Raw genomic sequence first — 23,787 nt, forward strand, 5'->3', positions numbered from 1 at the left:
CCACCCAAACCCCCCACACCCTCCACACCACCCTCACCGCCAAAATCGACACCACCCACACCCTCCACACCGCACTCCAACACCACCCCGACGTCACCCTCGTCACCTACAGCAGCGCCGCCGCGACCATGGGGAACCCGGGCCAGGCCAACTACGGCGCGGCCAACGCCTTCCAGGACGCCCTCGCCCACCACCGCCACCGCAACGGCCTGCGCGCCACCGCCATCGGGTGGGGGCTCTGGGACACCACCAGCGGAATGGCCGGCGGTCTCGGGCGGGCCGAACTCGATCGGATCGCCGCTGCCGGCGTCCTGCCGATCGAGGTGGAGCAGGGACTCGCCGCCCTCGACGCCGCCCTCGACATCGACCGCCCGACGGTCCTGCCGGTACGACTGAACCTGGGCGCGTTCGCCGCCCGGGACGCCGTACCGCCGATGCTGAGCAGGCTGGTCCGGCCCGCCCGGCGGCGGGCGGCGGCGGCGACCGACGCCACCGGCCACCTGGCCCAGCGGCTGGCCGGGCAGACCCCGCAGGAGCAGACCGCGTTCCTGTCCGACCTGGTACGTGCCGAGGTGGACGTGGTCCTCGGTCGCACCGACGGTGAACCGGTCGACCCGCAGCGGCCCTTCCGGGAGCTGGGTGTGGACTCGCTGACGGCCGTCGAACTGCGCAACCGGCTCGTCGCCGCGACCGGCATCACGCTCGCCGCGACCGCGGTCTTCGACCACCCCACCCCGGCCGCGCTGGCGGAACACCTGCGTACCGTCGTCGCCGGGCCGGACGGCGCGGCACCGGTGACGCCGACGACCCGCACCGCCGTCGCGGTAGCCGACGACCCGGTCGCCATCATCGCCATGTCCTGCCGGTTCCCGGGCGGCGTCGCCAGCCCGGAACACCTGTGGCGGGTGGTCGCCGACGGCGTCGACACCATCGGCGACTTCCCCACCGACCGGGGCTGGAACGTGGACGACCTCTACGACCCCGACCCGGCCGCCGTCGGCCGGACCTACACCCGGCAGGGCGGGTTCCTGCGCGACGCCGACACGTTCGACGCGGACTTCTTCGAGATCAGCCCCCGTGAGGCGGCGGCGATGGACCCGCAGCAGCGGCTGCTGCTGGAGACCTCGTGGGAGGCCATCGAGGCGGCTGGCGTCGACCCGGCGGAACTGCGCGGCAGCGACACCGGCGTATTCGTCGGCGTCATCACCAGCGACTACGTCACCCGGCTGGGCCACACCCCGGCCGGCGTCGAAGGGCACGTCTCCACCGGCACCACCACGAGCGTCGCCTCCGGCCGCATCGCCTACACCCTCGGCCTGGAGGGGCCGGCCATCACGGTCGACACCGCCTGCTCGTCGTCGCTGGTCGCCCTGCACCTCGCCGCCGGGTCACTGCGTACCGGCGAGTGCTCGCTGGCCCTGGTCGGCGGGGCCACCGTGATGGCCGGGCCGGTCAACTTCGTCGAGTTCAGCCGGCAGCGGGCGCTGTCGGTGGACGGCCGCTGCAAGGCGTTCTCATCCTCCGCCGACGGCACGGGCTGGGGCGAGGGCGTCGGCGTGATCATGTTGGAGCGGTTGTCGGACGCCCGGCGGAACGGGCACCCCGTCCTGGCTCTGGTGCGGGGTAGTGCGGTGAATCAGGACGGTGCGTCGAATGGTCTGACGGCTCCGCATGGTCCGTCGCAGGAGCGGGTGATTCGTCAGGCGTTGGCGAGTGCGGGGTTGTCGGCGGGTGAGGTGGATGTGGTGGAGGCGCATGGTACGGGGACGAGGTTGGGTGATCCGATCGAGGCGCAGGCGTTGTTGGCGACGTATGGTCGGGAGCATTCGGCGGAGCGTCCGCTGTTCCTCGGCTCCCTGAAGTCGAACGTCGGCCACACCCTCGCCGCCGCCGGAGTGGCCGGCGTGATCAAGATGGTGCTGGCGATGCGGGCCGGGGTGATGCCGAAGACGCTGCACGTCGACGAGCCGACCACGCACGTGGACTGGTCGTCGGGTGCGGTGGAGCTGCTCACCGAGGCGCGGCCGTGGGAGGGCGGGCGTCCCCGCCGGTCGGCCGTCTCCTCGTTCGGTATGAGCGGCACCAACGCGCACGTGATCCTGGAGTCGGTGCCGGAGCCGGTCGTGGTTACGGGCGACGAGCCGGTGGGGCCGGTGCCGTTGGTGTTGTCGGCGCGGTCGGTGGAGTCGTTGCGGGCGCAGGCGGTGCGGTTGGCGGGTTTTCTGGGTGGTGTTGGTGGTGGGGTGTCGTTGTCGGATGTGGCGTGGACGTTGGCGGGTCGTGCTGGGTTTGCGCATCGTGCGGTGGTGGTGGGTAATTCTCGGGCGGAGTTGGTTGCGGGTTTGACGGCGTTGGGTTCTGGTGCGGATTACGTGTCGTCTCCGATTCCGACTTCGACCACGTCTCCGGTTCCGACTGCGAATGCGACTGCGTCTCCGTCTCCGAATGCGGCTCCGACTGCAACTTTGGCTTCGACTGCGGATTCGGTTCCTGCTTCGGTATCGGTTCCTGCTTCGGTTTCGGGTTCGTCTTTGGTTCCGGTTCCGGTTTCTGTTCCGGGTTCGGGTTTGGTTCCGGGTTCGGGTGTGGTGTCGTCGGGTGTGGTGTCGGGTGGTGTGGTGTCGGGTGGGACGGTGTTTGTGTTTCCGGGTCAGGGGTCTCAGTGGTGGGGTATGGGTCGGGAGTTGTGGGAGTGTGATGCTGTTTTTCGGGGTCGGTTTGAGGAGTGTGTGGGGGTGTTGGGTGGGTTGGTGGATTGGGATGTTCGTGGGGTGTTGTTGGAGGGTGGGGAGGAGTGGTTGGGGCGGGTTGATGTGGTGCAGCCGGCGTTGTTTGTGTTGATGGTGTGTTTGGCGGAGGTGTGGCGGGCTGCGGGTGTGGTGCCGGATGCGGTGGTGGGGCATTCGCAGGGTGAGTTGGCGGCGGCGTGTGTGGCGGGGGTGTTGTCGTTGGAGGTGGCGTTGGGTGTGGTGGTGGGTCGGTCGCGGTTGGTGGGGGAGCGGTTGGCGGGGTTGGGGGGGATGGTGTCGGTGGGGTTGTCGGTGGGGGAGGTGGGTTCGTGGTTGGTGGGTTTTGGTGGTGAGTTGGTGGTGTGTGTGGTGAATGGGCCGGGGTCGTGTGTGGTGGGTGGTCCGGTGGGTTTGTTGGGTGAGTTGGTGGGGTTGTTGGAGGGTGGGGGTGTGTGGTGTCGGTGGGTGCCGGTGGATTATGCGTCGCATCATCCGGTGGTGGATGTGGTGCGGGATGAGTTGTTGGGTTTGGTGGGTGGTGTGGTTGGTGGTGTGGGGGATGTGGTGGTGTATTCGTCGGTGCGGGGTGGTGTGGTGTCGGGGGTGGAGTTGGGGGGTGGTTATTGGTTTGAGAATTTGCGGTCGGTGGTGCGGTTTGATGAGGTGGTTGGGGTGTTGTTGGGGGATGGGTTTACGCGGTTTGTGGAGTGTTCTCCGCATCCGGTGTTGTCGGTGGGTTTGCGGGAGTCGTTGGGTGTGGTGGGTTCGGGTGGTGTGGTGGTGCCGACGTTGCGTCGGGGTGAGGGTGGTGTGGGTCGGGTGTTGTTGTCGTTGGGTGAGGCGTTTGTTGCGGGGGTGGAGGTTGATTGGCGTCGGGTGGTGGGTGCGGGTCGGTTGGTGGATGTGCCGACGTATGCGTTCCAGGGGGAGCGGTACTGGTTGGAGGCACCCCGCAACACCGGCGACCTGAGCGCCGCCGGTCTGGACCAGGCCGGCCACCCGATGCTCGGCGCCGCGGTCGTGCTCGCCGGTGACGCCGGGACCCTCTTCACCGGCCGGGTCTCGCTCACCACCCACCCGTGGCTCGCCGACCACCTGGTCGGCGGCACCGTCCTCCTGCCCGGCGCGGCCTTCGTCGACCTGGCCCTGCACTGCGCCGCGTACGCCGGACTGGCCATGGTCGACGACCTGACCCTGCACGCGCCGCTCGCACTGCCCGCGCACGGCGTCGTGGACCTCCAGGTCGTCGCGTCCGCCCCGGACGACACCGGCCGCCGCCGGGTGACGATCCACGGCCGGTCGGCCGACACCGACTCCGGTCAGGACTGGACCCTGCACGCCAGCGGGGTGCTGACCCCGGTTGCCGACCCGGCCGGCACGGCGCTGACCAGTTGGCCGCCCGCCGACGTGGTGCCCGTCGACCTCACCGGCCTGTACGACCGGCTCGCCGAGCACGGCTACGGCTACGGCACCGCCTTCCGGGGCCTGACCGGGCTGTGGCGGGACCCGGACCACTGCTACGCCGAGATCACCCTGCCGGAGGGGACCGACCCCACCGGCCACCGGCTGCATCCGGCGCTGCTCGACGCGGCCCTGCACCCCCTGCTGGCGCTCGCGCTCGCCGACAACGACGGCCCGCTGCCGCTGCGGATCCCGTTCTCCTGGCAGGGGGTGACGGCCGCCGACGTGACGCCCGCCCGACTGCGGGTGCGGTGGGACGCCTCCGGCGGCGAGACCGTCCGGATGGACATCGCCGACGACACCGGCACCCCGGTCGGATCGGTACGCGCGCTGACCCTCCGCGAGATCGACCCGGCCCGGCTCGCCGCGCTGCGTACCGACCGGCTGCCGCTCTACGAGATCCGCTGGAACCCCGTCGAGACCCCGGCCGGGGCGGACGCCACCCAGGACCATGTCCTCGTCGGTGCGGACGGCCACCACCTGCGTGACCTGCCGGGTGTCGATCCGGCGGACTACCCGGACGTCGAGTCGCTGCGGGCGGCGGTCGCCGACGGCCGGCCGGCACCGTCCACCGTGCTGGTCTCCTGCGTGGGCTCGGCACCCGGTGCCGGGGTCGATCCGACCGCCACCGGGCTGCCCACCCGGCAGGTGCTCGACACGGTGCAGGGCTGGCTCGCCTGCGGTGAACTGGCGCAGTCGAAGCTGGTCGTCGTGACCAGCGGCGCGTTGCCGCTGCCCGGTGACACCGACGTCGACCTGGCCATGGCACCGGTCGCCGGCCTGCTGCGTACCGCGCGGGCGGAGAACCCCGGCGCGGTGGTGCACATCGACGTCGACGCCGATTCGGGCCCGGCCCTGCCCGGCGCGTTGGCCACCGGGGAGTCGGAGATCGCGCTGCGAAACGGCGTCGGCCTCGTACCACGGTTGGTGGTACGCCGCTCGGCGGAGCCTGCCGCGCCGCCGAGGCTCGACCCGGACGGCACCGTTTTGATCACCGGGGCCACCGGGGCGCTCGGCGCACTCGTCGCCCGGCACCTGGTGGCGACCTACGGCGTGCGGCACCTGCTGTTGCTGAGCCGGCGCGGCGCGGACGCCCCCGGCGCCGGTGACCTGCTCGCCGACCTCACCGCGCAGGGGGCGACGGCCCGGCTGGTCGCCTGCGACGTCGGGGACCGCGAATCCGTCGCCGCGGCGCTCGCCACGGTGCCGGCCGACCACCCGCTCACCGCGGTCGTGCACGCCGCCGGGGTCATCGACGACGGGGTGCTGCCCAGCCTCACCCCGCACCGCCTCGACGTCGTCTGGCGGCCGAAGGTGCAGGCCGCTCTGCACCTGCACGAGCTGACCGCGGACGCCGACCTGGCCGCGTTCGTGCTGTTCTCCTCGGTGGCGGGTCAACTCGGCAACCTCGGTCAGGGCAACTATGCGGCGGCCAACGTCGCCCTCGACGCGCTCGCCGAACACCGCCGGGCCGCCGGCCTGGCCGGCACCTCCCTGGTCTGGGGGTTGTGGGGCGAGACCGACGGCACCGGGGCCGGCGCGGCGGCGAAACTCGACCGGGCGGCGCTGGACCGGGTCAGCCGGGGCGGCCTGCTGCCGCTGTCGCTCGACGAGGGGCTAGCCCTCTTCGACGACGCGCTGGCCGCCGGCCCGGCGGTGCTGGTCACCGCCCGCTTCGACATCGCCGGCCTCAGCGCCCGCACCGAGACCGACAACGTGCCACCCCGGCTGTCCGGGCTGACCCGCACGGCCCGCCGCCCCGCCGGTGGCCAACAGGCGTCCCGACCGCTGGTCACCCGGCTCGCCGGGCTGCCGGTCGGCGAACAACAGAAGATCGTGCTGGACCTGGTACGCAGGAACGTCGTCGCCGTCCTCGGCGGCGACCGGGTGGCGCGCGTCGACGACGACCGGTCCTTCAAGGAACTCGGCTTCGAGTCGCTGTCCGCGGTCGAGTTGCGCAACCGGCTCAGCGCCGCCACCGGTCTGCAACTGCCCGCCACGATGGTCTTCGACCATCCACGGCCCACCTCGCTGGCCGAGTTCATCCGGGAGACCGCCGCGCCGGCCGACGCCGAGGGCCCGGTCCTCGCCGAACTCGACCGGCTGTCCGCCGCCATGGCGGCGGCCTCCTCCGACCGGGGCTGCGCCGGCTGGTCGCCGCCCGGCTGGAGAGCATGCTCGCCGACTGGAAGACCACCCCGGCGGACCGGTCGGCCGGCCCGGAAGCCAACGCGCGCATCGAGTCCGCGTCCGTGGACGAGATCTTCGACCTGATCGACCAGGAGTTCGGCACGGTGCCGCAGTGAGCGGCCACCGGCCGCAGGAGTCAACGAGAGCGGGTGTCCAGCGCATGTCAGGTGACGAGGCGAAGCTCCTCAACTACCTCAAGCGGATGACCATTGAGCTGCGCGACGCCCAGGAACGCATCCGGGATCTCGAAGAGAGCCGCCACGAGCCGATCGCGCTCGTCGGGATGAGCTGCCAGTACCCCGGCGGGGTGCAGACCCCGGACGAGTTGTGGGACCTGGTCGCCGGTGAGGTCGACGCCGTGGCCGGGTTCCCCACCGACCGGGGGTGGGACCTCGACGGGCTCTACGACCCGGACCCGGACACCGTCGGCACCAGCTACGCCCGCGAGGGTGGTTTCCTCTACGACGCGGCCGAGTTCGACGCCGGGCTGTTCGCCATCACCCCCCGCGAGGCGCTGTCCATCGACCCCCAGCAGCGCCTACTGCTCGAACACGCCTGGCAGTCGATCGAGCGGGGCGGCGTCGACCCCCGGTCGCTGCGCGGCAGCGACACCGGCGTGTTCGTCGGGGTGATGTACAACGACTACGGGTCGCGGCTGATGCCGGCACCGGAGGGCTTCGAGGGGTACGTCGGCAACGGCAGCGCGGCGAGCATCGCCTCCGGCCGGATCGCCTACTCGTTGGGCTTCGAAGGGCCGGCGATCACCGTCGACACCGCCTGCTCGTCGTCGCTGGTGGCGATCCACCTGGCCTGCCAGTCGCTGCGCTGGGGCGAGTGCTCCCTGGCCCTGGCCGGAGGCGTCACGGTGATGGCGACACCGGGGGTGTTCATCGAGTTCTCCCGGCAGCGCGGCCTGTCGCCCGGCGGCCGGTGCCGGTCCTTCTCCGCCGGGGCCGACGGCGCCGGCTGGGCCGAGGGCGTCGGAGTGGTCATGTTGGAGCGGTACTCCGACGCGCTGCGCAACGGGCACCCGGTGCTCGGTCTGATCCGGGGCAGCGCGGTCAACCAGGACGGCGCCAGCAACGGCCTCACCGCCCCGAGCGGGCCCGCCCAGGAACGTGTCATCTTCAACGCCCTCGCCGACGCCCGGCTCACCCCCGCCGACCTCGACGCGGTGGAGGGGCACGGCACCGGCACCACCCTCGGCGACCCGATCGAGGTACGCGCCCTGCAAGCCGTGTACGGCGCCGGCCGGGACGCGCAACGCCCCCTCTGGCTGGGCTCGCTCAAGTCCAACATCGGGCACAGCCAGGCCGCGGCCGGAGTCGGCGGCCTGATCAAGATGGTGCAGGCGATGCGGAACGAGGTGCTGCCCCGGTCCCTGCACGCCGACCCACCGACCCCCCACGTGGACTGGTCGTCGGGCGCGGTACGCCTGCTGCGTGAGGCCGTGGCCTGGCCGGTCGCCGATCGGCCACGTCGCGTCGGCATCTCCTCCTTCGGGATCAGCGGCACGAACGCCCACCTGATCCTGGAGGAGTCGCCACCCCCGCCCGCCGGGGAACACGGGTCCGCGCCGGTGGTGACACCCGACCGCCCGACCGCCTGGCCACTGTCGGGTAACTCGCCCAAGGCACTGCGGGACCAGGCACGACGGCTCGCCGCCCACCTGCGGCGTCGACCGCTGCGGCCGGTCGACGTGGCGTACACCCTGAATCGTCGTCCGCTGTTCGCCCACCGTGCCGTTCTGCTCGGCACCGACCCGGCCGAGCTGCTCACCGGTCTGGACCGGTTGGCCGGCGGCTCGGGCTCCGCCCAGGTGGTGCGGGGCCGCCCCGCCCCGCCCGGCGGTCGTACCCTCGCCATGATCTTCTCGGGTCAGGGTTCGCAGCACGCGGGCATGGGCCGCGACCTCTACCCGGCGTTCCCGGCCTTCGCCGCGGCCCTCGACGCGGCGTGCGCGGCCCTCGACGCGCACCTGCCGGTGGTGCTGCGCGACGTGCTCTTCGCCCCGGCGGGTACCGACCTCGCCGCGCTGCTCGACCAGACCCGGTTCGCCCAACCTGCCATCTTCGCCGTGGAGGTGGCGCTGTTCCGGCTCCTCGAACGGTTCGGCATCCGGCCCCAACGGCTCGTCGGGCACTCGGTCGGCGAGTTCGCCGCCGCCCACGTCGCCGGAGTGCTCACGCTGGCCGACGCGGCGACCCTGGTCACCGCACGCGGACGACTCATGCAGGAACTGCCGGCCGGCGGCGCGATGGTGGCGGTGCAGGCCACCGAGGCCGAGGTGACACCGATGCTGGTGGACCGGGCCGCCGAGGTCGCCGTCGCCGCCGTGAACGGACCGTCCTCCGTCGTGGTCGCCGGTGACGAGCCGGCGGTCGCCGAGATCGAGGCGGCCTGGGCCGCCCAGGGCCGGCGGACCAGCCGACTGCGGGTCAGCCACGCCTTCCACTCCCCCCGGATGGAGCCCATGCTCGACGAGTTCCGGCGGGTGGCGGCGGGCCTGACCTACCGGCCGCCGACCGTCGAGCTGGTGTCCACCGTGACCGGTCGACCGGTCGGCCCGGGTGAACTGGAGGACCCGGAATACTGGGTGGCGCACGCCCGCCGGCCGGTCCGCTTCGCCGACGCCGTCCGGGCGCTGGCCGCCGCCGAGGTCACCGAGTACCTCGAAGTCGGCCCGGACAGTGTGCTGAGCGCGGTGGTCACCGAGAACCTCGGCGTCGCCGGCACGACCGGTGCGGTGCTGCCGCTGCTGCGCCGCGACGTCGACGAGCCGGTGGCGTTCCTGACCGGGGTCGCGAACTGGTACTGCCGGGGTGGCGGCGTCGACTGGGACGCGCTGACCGACGGGCTGGCCCCGACCACCGTCGACCTGCCCACCTACGCGTTTCAGCGCAAGCACTACTGGCTGGACGCGGTCGCACCGATGGTGGCCACCCGCCGGGCACCCACGCCGCCCGACTCGCTCACCGACGGCAGTGACGAGGCGGAGCCGTCGCTGGCCGTCACCCTGCTGCGGCTACCGGCCGCCGAACGCCGGGCGACCCTGCTGATGGCCCTGCGCGGGCTGGCCGCCGAGGTGATGCGGCTCGACCGGGCCGACGACGTCGCCGCCGACGTCCCCCTGCTCGAACTCGGGTTCACCTCGCTGATGGCGATCGACCTGCGCAACCGGGCCGCCGCCGCCACCGGAGTGGACCTGCCCGCCGCGCTGGTCTACGAGCACCCGACGTTCGAGGCGATCGTCGACTACGTCGACACCCTGATCACCGTCTAGACCCTCCGCCCCACCCCCTGATGGCCCGCGATCGACGCAGAATGAGGTCAGTTGTCATGCCGCAGACCCGTGACTTTTCCGAGGACGCGATCGCTGTCGTCGGCATGTCCTGCCGCCTGCCCGGCGCGGCGAACCCGGCCGCGTTCTGGGCCCTGCTCGCCAGCGGGGGCAACGCGATCGGCGCGGCACCCACCGACCGGTCGGGGCCGACCGCCCCACCCGGCGGCTTCCTCGACGACGTCGCCGGGTTCGACGCCGCCTTCTTCGGCATCTCCCCGCGCGAGGCCACCGCGATGGACCCGCAGCAGCGGCTGATGCTGGAGCTGGCGTGGGAGGCGTTCGAGGACGCCCGGCTGGCACCCGACCAGCTGGCCGGGCGGCCTGCGGCGGTCTACGTCGGCGCCATCCAGGACGACTACGCCCAACTGGCCGGCCGGGTGCCCGCCACCGTCCACACCCTCACCGGGCTGCACCGCAGCGTCGTGGCCAACCGGATCTCCTACACACTCGGCCTGACCGGGCCCAGCGTGGTCGTCGACTCCGGGCAGTCGTCGGCGCTGGTCGCCGTGCACCAGGCCTGCGAGAGCCTGCGCGCCGGGACCGTCTCGCTGGCCCTGGCCGGCGGCGTGAACCTCATCCTGGAACCGGGGAGCACCGCCCGGGTCGGCGAGTTCGGCGGTCTCTCCCCGGACGGCACGGCCTGGGTCTTCGACGCGCGCGCCAACGGCTACGTACGCGGTGAGGGCGGCGGCCTGGTCGTGCTCAAGCGGCTCGCCGACGCGGTGGCCGACGGCGACGACATCTCCTGCGTGATCCTCGGCGGGGCCGTCAACAACGACGGTGGCGGTGCCGGCCTGACCGTCCCGGACGGCGACGGGCAGGCCGACGTGATCCGGCGGGCGCACCGGCAGGCGGGCACCGACCCGGCCCACGTCGGCTACGTCGAGCTGCACGGCACGGGCACGCCCGTCGGCGACCCGGTCGAGGCAGGCGCGCTGGGTGCGACGATCGGCGTGCACCGGCCGGCGGACGCTCCGCTGGCCGTCGGTTCGGCCAAGACCAACGTCGGGCACCTCGAAGGGGCCGCCGGTCTGGTCGGTCTGCTCAAGCTCGCGTTGAGCGCCCGGCACGGGCAGATCCCGGCGAGTCTGAACTTCAGCACCGTCAACCCGCGCATCGACCTGGCCGCGCTGAACCTGCAGGTGCAGTGCGCGCTCGGGCCGTGGCCGGCGGACGCCGCCGGTGACGGCGACGCCCTGGCCGGCATCTCGTCGTTCGGAATGGGCGGCACCAACGCCCACCTCGTCGTCGGGCGGGCGCCCCGGCCCACCGGCGACCGGACCGACGCGCCGACGCCCCCGCACACCGCCCCCTGGGTGGTGTCCGCTCAGAACCCCGCCGCACTGCGCGCCCAGGCGGCCACGCTGCACCGGTTCCTCACCACCGGTGGCGACGTCGCGGGCGTCGACCTCGGCTACTCGCTCGCGACGACCCGGGCCGCCCTGCGGCACCGGGCGGCGATCCGCGCCGGTGACCGCGCCGACATGCTCGCCGCGCTCGCCGCGCTCGCCGCCGGTGACGACCGACCCGACCTGGTCGTCGGCCGCGCCCAGCCCGGCCGGGTGGTCTTCGTCTTCCCCGGCCAGGGCTCGCAGTGGGAGGCGATGGCCCGTGGCCTGTACGCCGACTCCGCGGTGTTCCGCGACCGCCTCGACGAATGTGCCGACGCGCTGGCCGCGTACACCGACTGGGACCTGCGCGACGTCCTGCTCGGCGGGGACGCCGACCAGTTGGCGCGGGTCGACGTGGTCCAGCCGGTGTTGTTCGCCGTGATGGTGTCGTTGGCGGCACTGTGGCGGGCGCACGGGGTGGAACCCGACGCGGTGGTGGGGCACTCCCAGGGTGAGATCGCCGCCGCGTGCGTGGCCGGCGCGCTGACCCTGCCGGACGCGGCCCGGGTGGTGGCCCTGCGCAGTCGGGCGATCCGGGCCCTGGCCGGCACGGGCGCGATGGCGTCGGTGGCGGCGTCGGCCGAGCGGCTGCTGCCGGTGCTGGAGCAGTGGAGCGACCAGGTGGCGATCGGGGCGATCAACGGCCCCGACTCGACCGTCCTGTCCGGAGCGGTGGACGTGCTGCCGCAGGTGCTCGCCGAGCTGACCGCGCAGGGGGTGCGGTGCCGGGCCATCCCGGTGGACTACGCGTCCCACTCCCCGCAGGTCGAGACGGTCCGCGACGAGGTGCTCGCCCAGCTCACCCCGATCACGCCCACCAGTGCCCCGGTCACCTTCTACTCGTCGGTGACCGGAACGCCCGTCGACACGGCCGGTCTGGACGCCGCCTACTGGTACCGCAACCTACGGCAGACCGTCCGGTTCGAGCCGGCCGCCACGGCGTTGCTCGACGACGGGTACACCACGTTCATCGAGTGCAGCCCGCACCCGGTGCTGGCCGTCGGCCTGCGGGAGACCTTCGCCGCAGCCGGGCAGCCGGCGTCCGTCGTGCCCACCCTGCGGCGCGACGAGGGCGGCCTCGACCGCTTCCGGCAGGCCGTCGGCCATGCGTACGTCGTGGGTGTCCCGGTCGACTGGACCACGTCCTTCCCGGGCGCACAGCGGATCTCCCTGCCCACCTACGCGTTCCAGCGCAGGCCCTTCTGGATCGACGCGCCCGCAACGGACCCGGGCACGACGACCGTACGGCCCGACGCCGACGCGCCGGTGGCCGAGGAGCCCGTCGGCGACGGGGCCTGGGCGACTGACCTGCGGGAGCTGCCGGCGGAGCGTCGCCTCGACGTCGCCCTGGAGTTGGTCCGGCGGCGGGCCGCCGGCATCCTCGGTCATTCGAACGCCACCGACGTGGACCCGGAGACGACGTTCAAGGAACTCGGCTTCTCCTCGCTCACCGTCGTGGAACTACGCGACCGGCTGGTCGCCGACACCGCCCTGCCGCTGCCGTCCTCGCTCGCCTACGACTTTCCGACTCCGGTGTTGGTGGCGGAGCGGTTGGTGGGTTTGGTGGTGGGTGGGGTTTCGGGTGTGGGTGTTGCGGGTGTGGGTGTGGGTGTGGGTGAGGCGGTGGCGATTGTGGGGATGGGGTGTCGTTTTGGTGGTGGGGTGGGTTCGCCGGGGGATTTGTGGGATGTGGTGTTGGGTGGGGTTGATGTGGTGGGTGGGTGGCCGGTGGATCGTGGGTGGGATGTGGAGGGTTTGGTGGGTGGTGGGGTGCCGGGGTGGGGTGGGTTTTTGGAGGGTGCGGGGGTTTTTGATGCGGAGTTTTTTGGGGTGTCTCCGCGTGAGGCTGTGGTGATGGATCCGCAGCAGCGGTTGGTGTTGGAGGTGGTGTGGGAGGCGTTGGAGGGTGCGGGTTTGGGTGTTGGTTTGGATGGTGTTGGGGTGGGGGTGTTTTTGGGGGTGATGGGTTTGGAGTATGGGCCGCGGTTGTGGGAGGCGGGGGAGGGTGTTGGTGGGTATGTGTTGACGGGTTCGGCGGGGAGTGTGGTGTCGGGTCGGGTGGCGTATGTGTTGGGTTTGGGTGGTCCGGCGGTGTCGGTGGATACGGCGTGTTCGTCGTCGTTGGTGGCGGTGCATCAGGCGGTGGGGGCGTTGCGGTCGGGTGAGGTGTCGTTGGCGGTGGCGGGTGGGGTTGCGGTGATGGGGTCGCCGGGGATGTTTGTGGAGTTTGCGCGTCAGGGTGGGTTGTCGGGGGATGGTCGGTGTAAGGCGTTTTCGTCGTCGGCGGATGGTACGGGGTGGGGTGAGGGTGTTGGTGTGGTGGTGTTGGAGCGGTTGTCGGATGCGCGGCGTAATGGGCATCGGGTGTTGGCGGTGGTGCGGGGTAGTGCGGTTAATTCGGATGGTGCGTCGAATGGTTTGACGGCTCCGCATGGTCCGTCGCAGGAGCGGGTGATTCGTCAGGCGTTGGCGAATGGGGGGTTGTCGGCGGGTGAGGTGGATGTGGTGGAGGCGCATGGTACGGGGACGAGGTTGGGTGATCCGATTGAGGCGCAGGCGTTGTTGGCGACGTATGGTCGGGAGCATTCGGCGGAGCGTCCGTTGTTTTTGGGTTCGTTGAAGTCGAATGTTGGTCATACGATGGCGGCGGCGGGTGTTGCTGGTGTGATCAAGATGGTGTTGGCGATGCGTGCTGGGGTGATGCCGAAGACGTTGCATGTTGATGAGCCGACTCCGCATGTTGATTGGTCGTCGGGTGCGGTGGAGTTGTTGACTGAGGCGCGGGTGTGGGGGGGTGTGGGGCCGCGTCGGGCGGGGGTGTCGTCGTTTGGGATCAGTGGGACGAATGCGCATGTGGTTCTGGAGTATGCGCCGGAATTCGAGCCGGAGCCGGTGGCGGTGTCGGGTGACGATGAGCCGGTGGGGCCGGTGCCGTTGGTGTTGTCGGCGCGGTCGGTGGAGGCCCTGCGGGCGCAGGCGTCGCGACTGGTCCCGGTCGTCGAGCGCGGCGAGTCGCTGGCCGGAATCGCGTCGGTGCTGGTACGTGAGCGTGCCGTGTGGGAACACCGGGCGGTGGTCGTGGGCAATTCCCGCGCTGAGTTGGTCGCCGGTTTGACGGCATTGGCTTCCGGTTCGGACCACGTGTCGACGCTGGCTTCGTCTTCGTCTTCGTCTTCGTCTTTGGTTCCGGTTCCGGTTCCGGTTTCTGTTCCGGGTTCGGGTTCGGGTTCTGTTCCCGGTTCGGGTGTGGTGTTGTCGTCGGGTGTGGTGTCGTCGGGTGTGGTGTCGGGTGGTGTGGTGTCGGGTGGGACGGTGTTTGTGTTTCCGGGTCAGGGGTCTCAGTGGTGGGGTATGGGTCGGGAGTTGTGGGAGTGTGATGCTGTTTTTCGGGGTCGGTTTGAGGAGTGTGTGGGGGTGTTGGGTGGGTTGGTGGATTGGGATGTTCGTGGGGTGTTGTTGGAGGGTGGGGAGGAGTGGTTGGGGCGGGTTGATGTGGTGCAGCCGGCGTTGTTTGTGTTGATGGTGTGTTTGGCGGAGGTGTGGCGGGCTGCGGGTGTGGTGCCGGATGCGGTGGTGGGGCATTCGCAGGGTGAGTTGGCGGCGGCGTGTGTAGCGGGGGTGTTGTCGTTGGAGGTGGCGTTGGGTGTGGTGGTGGGTCGGTCGCGGTTGGTGGGGGAGCGGTTGGCGGGGTTGGGGGGGATGGTGTCGGTGGGGTTGTCGGTGGGGGAGGTGGGTTCGTGGTTGGTGGGTTTTGGTGGTGAGTTGGTGGTGTGTGTGGTGAATGGGCCGGGGTCGTGTGTGGTGGGTGGTCCGGTGGGTTTGTTGGGTGAGTTGGTGGGGTTGTTGGAGGGTGGGGGTGTGTGGTGTCGGTGGGTGCCGGTGGATTATGCGTCGCATCATCCGGTGGTGGATGTGGTGCGGGATGAGTTGTTGGGTTTGGTGGGTGGTGTGGTTGGTGGTGTGGGGGATGTGGTGGTGTATTCGTCGGTGCGGGGTGGTGTGGTGTCGGGGGTGGAGTTGGGGGGTGGTTATTGGTTTGAGAATTTGCGGTCGGTGGTGCGGTTTGATGAGGTGGTTGGGGTGTTGTTGGGGGATGGGTTTACGCGGTTTGTGGAGTGTTCTCCGCATCCGGTGTTGTCGGTGGGTTTGCGGGAGTCGTTGGGTGTGGTGGGTTCGGGTGGTGTGGTGGTGCCGACGCTGCGTCGGGGTGAGGGTGGTGTGGGTCGGGTGTTGTTGTCGTTGGGTGAGGCGTTCGTTGCGGGGGTGGAGGTTGATTGGGGTCGGGTCGTTCCGGAGGCTGTCCGGGTCGACCTGCCCACCTACCCCTTCCAGGGCCGCCACTACTGGCTGAACCCGACCGCACCCGGCGGGGCCGACGTCTCGCACGCCGGTCTGACCGCCGTCACCCACCCGCTGCTCGGCGCGGTCGTCGAGCTGGCCGGCAGCGCCGTCACCGGGCTCACCGGCACCCTCTCCCTCGCCGCCCAGCCCTGGCTGGCCGAGCACGCCGTCGGCGACACCGTGCTGCTGCCCGGCACCGCGTTCGTCGAGATGGCGCTGCGTGCGGGCGACGAGGTCGGCTGCGACCACGTCGACGAGCTGACCCTCCAGGCGCCCCTGGTGCTGACCGACCGCACGCCGGTGCACGTCCGGGTGGAGATCGACGAGCCGGCCGGGGACGGTCGCCGCGAGATGAGCATCCACTCCCGGGCCGCCGACGTCGATCTTGGTACCGCCTGGACCTGCCACGCCACCGGCACGCTGGCCCCCGAATCCCCCGACCCCGACGCCCCGGCGCACCCTGCGGTGTGGCCGCCCCAGGGAGCCACCGCCGTGGACGTGCGCGACGCGTACGACGAACTGGCCGACGGCGGCTACCGCTACGGTCCCACCTTCCAGGGGCTGACCGCGATGTGGCAGCGCGGTGACGAGGTGTTCGCCGACGTGCTGCTCCCGGAGGCGGCCCACGCCGACGCCGCCTGCTTCGGCCTGCACCCGGCGCTGCTGGACGCGGCGCTGCACGCGGTGCTCATCCGTGACCGGCTGGCCGGCAGGGACGACCTGCGGTTGCCGTTCGCCTGGCAGGGCGTCACGCTCGCCGCCGCCGGGGCCTCGATGCTGCGGCTGTCGCTGCGTCCCACCGCGACCGGGGCGATCACCCTGACCGCCGCCGACGGCGCCGGCCAGCCGGTGCTCACCGTCGAGTCGTTGACCTTCCGCGAGGTCGACCCGGCCCGACTCGGCACGGCCGCCCGGCCCGACGCGCCCCCGTTGTACGGCCTCGACTGGGTCACCGAGCCCACCGGTGGCACCGTCGACCCGTCGCCGCTGCGGTGCGCCCTGCTCGGGCCGGACCCGTTCGGTCTGGGCGCGGTGCTGACCGACGCCGACCACTACGCCGATCTGCCCGCCCTGGTGGCCGCCGGACGGCAGGTCGACGTCGTCGTGGTGACCCGGCCCGACGCCCCGCAGGGCCCGGCCGTCGACGCGGCGCACGGTGCCGCCAGCTGGGCGCTCACCCTGGCCCAGGAGTGGCTCGCCACCGAGGACCTGGCCGACGCCCGGCTCGCCGTGGTGAGCCGGTACGCGGTCACCACCGACGCGGGCACGACCGCGTCCCCGCCGGCCCAGGCCACCGCCTGGGGGCTGCTGCGCTCGGCGCGGACCGAGAACCCGGGCCGGTTCCTCCTGCTCGACCTGGACGACGACCCCCGTTCGCTGGCCGCGCTGCCGGCCGCCCTCGCCACCGACCGGTCCGAACTGGCCGTCCGCGGCGGGGAGCTGCGGGTGCCCCGGCTGGCCCCGGTGCGCCCCGGCGTGCTGCCGGTGTCCGGGGGCGACTGGCGACTGGACGGCACCGGGTCGGGCAGCGTGGACGGTCTCACCATCGTGGCGGGGCAGACCCCGGTCACCGGGTCGGCCGCCCTCGCCCCGCACGAGGTCCGGATCGCGGTACGGGCCGCCGGCCTGAACTTCCGTGACGTCCTGATCACCCTCGGCGTCTACCCCGGCGAGGCCCGGATGGGCATCGAGGGTGCCGGTGTGGTGACCGAGACCGGCACGGCGGTCACCGACCTGCGGCCCGGGGACCGGGTGATGGGCATGGTGGCGGAGTCGTTCGCCGGCACCGCCACCGTGGACCACCGGCTGCTCGTGCCGATCCCGGCCGGTTGGTCGTACGCCCAGGCCGCCGCGGTACCGATCGTCTTCGCGACCGCCTACTACGGACTCGTCCACCTGGGCGGCCTAAGCGCCGGGGAGTCGGTGCTGATCCACGCCGCAGCCGGTGGCGTCGGGATGGCCGCCGTGCAGTTGGCCCACCAGCTCGGCGCAACGGTGTACGCCACGGCCAGCCCCGCCAAATGGGCGGCGGTACGGGCCCTCGGCGTCCCCGCCGACCGGATCGCCTCGTCGCGTACCGACGGGTTCGAGGCGACCTTCCGGGCCGCTGCCCCGGGTGGCGTCGACGTCGTGTTGAACAGCCTGGCCGGCGACCTGCTCGACGCGTCGTTGCGCCTGCTCGCCGACGGCGGCCGGTTCGTCGAGATGGGCAAGACCGACCTGCGTGACCCGGACCGGGTCGCCGTGGACCACCCCGGCCGCCGTTACCAGGCGTTCGACCTGATCGAGGTCGGTCGCCAGGACCCGGACCTGATCCAGCACATCCTGACCGAGATCGTCGACCGCTTCGCCCGGGGGACGCTGACCCACCTGCCGTCGAGGTGCTGGGACGTCCGGTCGGCCGCCGACGCGTTCCGCCAGCTCAGCCAGGCCCGCCAGATCGGCAAGGCGGTGCTGACCGTACCGGCCGCCTGGGACCCCGACGGCACCGTCCTGATCACCGGGGGCACCGGTACGCTCGGCGGCCTGCTCGCCCGCCACCTGGTCACCCGCCACGGCATGCGGCACCTGCTGCTGGCCAGCCGCCGTGGCCCGGCGGCCCCCGGTGCCGCCGAGCTGGTCGGCGAACTCACCGGACTCGGGGCGACGGTCGAGGTCGCCGCCGTCGACGTGGCCGACCGGGACGCCCTGGACGCCCTGCTGGCCGGTGTCCCGGCGGCGCACCCGTTGACGGCCGTGGTGCACACCGCCGGGGTGCTCGACGACGCCCTGGTCCCCGCGTTGACCGACGAGCGGGTCGCGGCGGTGCTGCGTGCCAAGGCCGACGCCGCGTGGCACCTGCACGAGGCCACCCGCCACCGTGACCTTGCCGGGTTCGTCCTCTTCTCCTCCATCATGGGTCTGCTCGGCAACGCCAGCCAGGCCAACTACGCCGCGGCGAACGTGTTCCTGGACGAGCTGGCCCACGCCCGCCGTGCCGAGGGCCTCCCGGCGATGGCCCTGGCCTGGGGCTTCTGGGACCAGCGCAGTGAGATGACCGGGCAGCTCGGTGACATCGACGTGGCCCGGATCGCCCGCCTCGGCCTGGCCCCGCTGACCGTCGAGGACGGCCTGGCCCTGTTCGACGCCGCGCTCACCGCCGACCGGCCGACGGCCGTCCCGGCCCGGCTCGCCCTCGACGCCCTGCGCTCGCCGGCGGCCGGTGCCGTCCCGGAGCTGCTCACCAGCCTGGTGGGTCGGCGTGAGCGTCGGGTCGCGGCGGCCCGGGTGACGGGCAACGCCCTGGCCGAACAGCTCATCGCGCTGCCCACCGCGGAAGGCGACCAGTTGCTGGTCGAGCTGGTCCGGCAGACCGCCGCCGCGGTGCTCGGTCACGCCTCCGCCGCCCAGGTCCCGGCCCCGGCGAAGTTCAAGGACCTCGGCTTCGACTCGCTCTCCTCGGTGGAGCTGCGTAACCGGCTGAGCGCGGCCACCGGCAGCCGGCTCTCCGCAACCATGGTGTTCGACCACCCCACCCCGACCGCAGTGGCGGCGTACCTCAGGGACGAACTGCTGGGCGGCCGGCCGGCGGTGACGGACGCGCCGCTGCCCACCCGGACCGCGACCGACGACGACCACGTCGCGATCGTCGGCATGGCCTGCCGGCTGCCCGGCGGCGTGGGTTCACCGGACGAGCTGTGGGAGTTGCTGACCAGCGGCGGCGACGCGATCGGCGAACCGCCCAACGACCGCGGCTGGGACCTCGTCGACCTCTTCGACGCCGACCCGGACCGCCCTGGCAAGACCTACGTGCTCGACGGCGGGTTCCTGCCGGAGGCGGGGGAGTTCGACGCCGGCTTCTTCGGCATCTCGCCCCGCGAGGCGCTGGCGATGGACCCGCAGCAGCGGCTGCTGCTGGAGACCTCGTGGGAGGCGCTCGAGCGGGCCGGGATCGTGCCGGAGGCCCTGAGTGGCTCGGCCACGGGGGTCTTCGTCGGCGCGCTCGCCCAGGACTACGGCTCACCGCTGCACGAGGTGTCCGAGGGCCTGGACGGGCTGCGGCTCACCGGGAGGTCCACGAGCGTCATCTCCGGGCGCGTCGCCTACGCGCTGGGCCTGCAGGGCCCGGCGGTGACTGTGGACACGGCGTGTTCGTCGTCGTTGGTGGCGTTGCACCAGGCGGTGGGGGCGTTGCGGTCGGGTGAGGTGTCGTTGGCGCTGGCCGGTGGGGTGTCGGTGATGGCGACCCCCGGCATGTTCGTCGAGTTCTCGCGGCAGCGCGGTCTGTCGGTGGACGGCCGCTGCAAGGCGTTCTCGTCGTCGGCGGACGGCACGGGCTGGGGTGAGGGTGTCGGGGTCGTCGTGTTGGAGCGGTTGTCGGACGCGCGTCGGAACGGGCACCGGGTGTTGGCTCTGGTGCGGGGTAGTGCGGTGAATCAGGACGGTGCGTCGAATGGTCTGACGGCTCCGCATGGTCCGTCGCAGGAGCGGGTGATTCGTCAGGCGTTGGCGAGTGCGGGGTTGTCGGCGGGTGAGGTGGATGTGGTGGAGGCGCATGGTACGGGGACGAGGTTGGGTGATCCGATCGAGGCGCAGGCGTTGTTGGCGACGTATGGTCGGGAGCATTCCGCGGAGCGTCCGCTGTTCCTCGGCTCCCTGAAGTCGAACATCGGTCACACGATGGCGGCGGCGGGGATCACCGGCGTCATCAAGACCGTCCTGGCGATGCGGGCCGGGGTGATGCCGAAGACGCTGCACGTCGACGAGCCGACCACGCACGTGGACTGGTCGTCGGGTGCGGTGGAGCTGCTCACCGAGGCGCGGATGTGGGACGGTGACGGGCCGCGTCGGGCGGGCGTGTCGTCGTTCGGGATCAGCGGCACCAACGCGCACGTGATCCTGGAGTCGGTGCCGGAGCCGGTCGTGGTTACGGGCGACGAGCCGGTGGGGCCGGTGCCGTTGGTGTTGTCGGCGCGGTCGGCGGAGGCGTTGCGGGCACAGGCGGTGCGGTTGGCCGGGCTCGTCGAGCGCGGCGAGTCGCTGGCCGGAATTGCTTCCGGACTGGTGCGGGAACGTTCCCGGTGGGAGCACCGAGCAGTGGTCGTCGGCAATTCGCGCGCCGAGTTGGTCTCCGGTCTGGCGGCCGTGGGATCGGGTTCCGGCGCGGCGTTGGCCGCTGCGGGGAGTTCCGTTTCCGGTCGGGTGGTGTCGGGTGGGACGGTGTTTGTGTTTCCGGGTCAGGGGTCTCAGTGGTGGGGTATGGGTCGGGAGTTGTGGGAGTGTGATGCTGTTTTTCGGGGTCGGTTTGAGGAGTGTGTGGGGGTGTTGGGTGGGTTGGTGGATTGGGATGTTCGTGGGGTGTTGTTGGAGGGTGGGGAGGAGTGGTTGGGGCGGGTTGATGTGGTGCAGCCGGCGTTGTTTGTGTTGATGGTGTGTTTGGCGGAGGTGTGGCGGGCTGCGGGTGTGGTGCCGGATGCGGTGGTGGGGCATTCGCAGGGTGAGTTGGCGGCGGCGTGTGTGGCGGGGGTGTTGTCGTTGGAGGTGGCGTTGGGTGTGGTGGTGGGTCGGTCGCGGTTGGTGGGGGAGCGGTTGGCGGGGTTGGGGGGGATGGTGTCGGTGGGGTTGTCGGTGGGGGAGGTGGGTTCGTGGTTGGTGGGTTTTGGTGGTGAGTTGGTGGTGTGTGTGGTGAATGGGCCGGGGTCGTGTGTGGTGGGTGGTCCGGTGGGTTTGTTGGGTGAGTTGGTGGGGTTGTTGGAGGGTGGGGGTGTGTGGTGTCGGTGGGTGCCGGTGGATTATGCGTCGCATCATCCGGTGGTGGATGTGGTGCGGGATGAGTTGTTGGGTTTGGTGGGTGGTGTGGTTGGTGGTGTGGGGGATGTGGTGGTGTATTCGTCGGTGCGGGGTGGTGTGGTGTCGGGGGTGGAGTTGGGGGGTGGTTATTGGTTTGAGAATTTGCGGTCGGTGGTGCGGTTTGATGAGGTGGTTGGGGTGTTGTTGGGGGATGGGTTTACGCGGTTTGTGGAGTGTTCTCCGCATCCGGTGTTGTCGGTGGGTTTGCGGGAGTCGTTGGGTGTGGTGGGTTCGGGTGGTGTGGTGGTGCCGACGTTGCGTCGGGGTGAGGGTGGTGTGGGTCGGGTGTTGTTGTCGTTGGGTGAGGCGTTCGTTGCGGGGGTGGAGGTTGATTGGGGTCGGGTCGTTCCGGAGGCTGTCCGGGTCGACCTGCCCACCTACCCCTTCCAGCACGAGCACTACTGGCTCAAGACCACCCCGTCCGGCGTCACCACCGATCGTGGCGACCATGCGCTGCTCGGCGCCCCGGTGGAGTTGCCCGGCTCCGGCGGGGTGGTGCTGACCGGCACCGTCTCCCTGGCCGGCCTGCCCTGGCTGGCCGCCCACACCGTCGGGGACACCGTCGTACTGCCCGGCACCGCCCTGCTCGACCTGGCGCTGAAGGCCGGCGACGACGTCGGGCTCGACCACGTCGACGCCCTGACCCTGCACGAGCCGTTGACCGTGCCGGCCCGGGCGGCTGTCCACCTGCGGGTGGAGATCGGCGCACCGGGGGACGACGCCCGCCGGCCGCTGAGCATCCACGCCCGACGGGCGGACACCCCGGCCGGAGCGCCCTGGCGCTGCCACGCCTCCGGCACGCTCGCCGCCGGCGTACCGTCGCCGGGTGTCGACCTGACGGTGTGGCCGCCGCCGGCCGCGACCGGAGAGCCCGCCGCCGACGGTGTCGCGCGCTGGCGGCGCGACGGTGAGGTCTTCGCCGAGGTCCGGCTGCCCGACCGGCAGCGCGCCGAGGCGGACCAATTCGGACTGCACCCGGTCCTGCTGGACGCCGCACTGCGGGCCGTCGACGACCCGGCCGACGCGCCGTCCCGGCTGGCCGAGTTGCGCGGCGTGACCCTGCGGGCGGTGGGCGCGACCGTGCTGCGGGTGCACCGTGCCGCGTCGGGGCAGGTCACCGTCGCCGACACGACCGGTTCCCCGGTGGCGACGATCGCCGCCGTCACCACCCGCCCCTGCCCGACCGGTGAGGTCCGGACCGCGAGCGCCGCCGCCCAGGACGGCCTGTTCCGGGTGGAGTGGGTCCCGGTGTCCACGCCGGCCACCCCGCCGTCGCCGCCGACGATGGTCGTCGTCGGCGCCGATCCCCTGCGGGCCCGCGCCGGGCTGATGTCGGCGGACACCTACGCCGAGGCGTACCCCGACCTGGCCGCGCTCACCGCCGCGGTCGAAGCCGGCGCGGCCCGTCCGGACGTCATCCTGCTCAGCGACACCGACCCCGCGCCGTCGGCCGACAGCCCCTGGGAGACCAGTCGCCTCGTCACCCTGCGCCCGGACCCGACCGCCGCGGCCCCCGCCGCCGTGGCCGGGCGGGCACCACCGGAACCGCCGCGGTGCCGGCCACCGCGGTGCCGGCCACCGCGGTGCCGGCCACCGCGGTGCCGGCCACCGCCGTGCCGGCCACCGCCGTGCCGGCCGGTGCCGTGCCGGCCGGTGCGACGCCCGCCCATGGCGACACCGTCGTGGTGGACGGCGTCAAGGCGTCCTGGCGGGCACTGACGACGGCGCTCGCCCTGGCCGAACCGCACCTGGTCGTCCGTCGCGGGACGGTGCTGACGCCCCGCCTGGCCCGGGTCACCGTCCCGGTGGACGACGCGACGCCGCCCGACGTCACCGGGCCGGTGCTGGTCACCGGCGGCGCGTCGGCGGCGCGCGGGGCGACCGTGGCCTTCCTGCGCGGGTGCGGGATCGAGGCCGGCGACGGCAGCGGGGACGCAGCCACCACCGTGGTCCGGCTGGACCACCCCGACGCGACGGTCACCAGCGCCACCCCGACCGTCGCGCTGCTGCGGGAACGGCCCGCCGGGGACCTGTCACCCGACGAGCTCGTCCTCGTCGAGGCGGCCTGCCGCGTCGGCGGGTCACTGGTCGTCGCGGCCGGGGCCGGCGCCTGGTCGCGGTCCCCCGACGCCCCGGCGCTGCTGCGGTCGTTGGCCCCGGCCGGCACCCGCCGCACCGCACGGGCCGTCGCCGACGCCCCGGCCGGCCTCAAGCAGCGGCTGGTGCTCGCCCCCGAGGGCGACCGGGACCAGATCCTGCTGGAGCTGGTACGCCGCAACGTCGCGGCGGTGCTCGGCCTGGCGTCGGCCGAAACCGTCGAACGGGACCGGCGGTTCCGGGACGCCGGGTTCGACTCGCTCTCCGCCCTGACGGTCCGCAACCTGATCAGCACGGAGACCGACCTGCGGCTCGCGCCCACGGTGGTCTTCGACCACTCCACGCCCGACGCCCTGGTGCGTCACCTCAGGCAGGAACTGCTCGGCTACTGACGATCCGCCGGCCT

At 72.1% G+C, this 23,787-nt stretch carries 3 protein-coding genes and 1 pseudogene; all 4 read left to right on the top strand.

Annotation, left to right across the window (positions count from 1 at the left end; genetic code table 11):
• The first annotated feature begins 44 nt into the window (after window positions 1-44).
• The 4 genes and pseudogenes from J7462_RS29310 to J7462_RS33470 all read left to right on the top strand — a co-directional run bounded on the left by J7462_RS29310 (window position 45) and on the right by J7462_RS33470 (window position 23,773).
• The gene (locus J7462_RS29310) at window positions 45-6,464 is read left to right on the top strand and encodes an SDR family NAD(P)-dependent oxidoreductase (RefSeq protein ID WP_308291135.1); all 6,420 of its coding nucleotides are present in this window, start codon (window positions 45-47) and stop codon (window positions 6,462-6,464) included.
• Window positions 6,465-6,540: 76 nt separating this feature from the next.
• Window positions 6,541-9,663, top strand: a pseudogene (locus tag J7462_RS29315) (type I polyketide synthase); the annotation flags it as partial.
• Between the two features lie 56 nt (window positions 9,664-9,719).
• Window positions 9,720-23,003 (top strand): type I polyketide synthase, encoded by a 13,284-nt coding sequence (locus J7462_RS33065; protein ID WP_219469027.1) that lies wholly within the window; start codon window positions 9,720-9,722, stop codon window positions 23,001-23,003.
• Window positions 22,970-23,773, top strand: a complete 804-nt coding sequence (locus J7462_RS33470) for an acyl carrier protein (protein WP_219469029.1) — start codon at window positions 22,970-22,972, stop codon at window positions 23,771-23,773. Before J7462_RS33065 ends, J7462_RS33470 begins: the two co-directional genes overlap by 34 nt.
• Window positions 23,774-23,787: the final 14 nt, after the last annotated feature.

Source organism: Micromonospora sp. RL09-050-HVF-A, assembly GCF_019374995.1.
Lineage (GTDB): Bacteria > Actinomycetota > Actinomycetes > Mycobacteriales > Micromonosporaceae > Micromonospora > Micromonospora antibiotica.

Bases quoted from the DNA above. Each gene is read 5' to 3' on its own strand.
- J7462_RS33065 (WP_219469027.1), top strand. From the start codon at position 9,720: ATGCCGCAGACCCGTGACTTTTCCGAGGACGCGATCGCTGTCGTCGGC.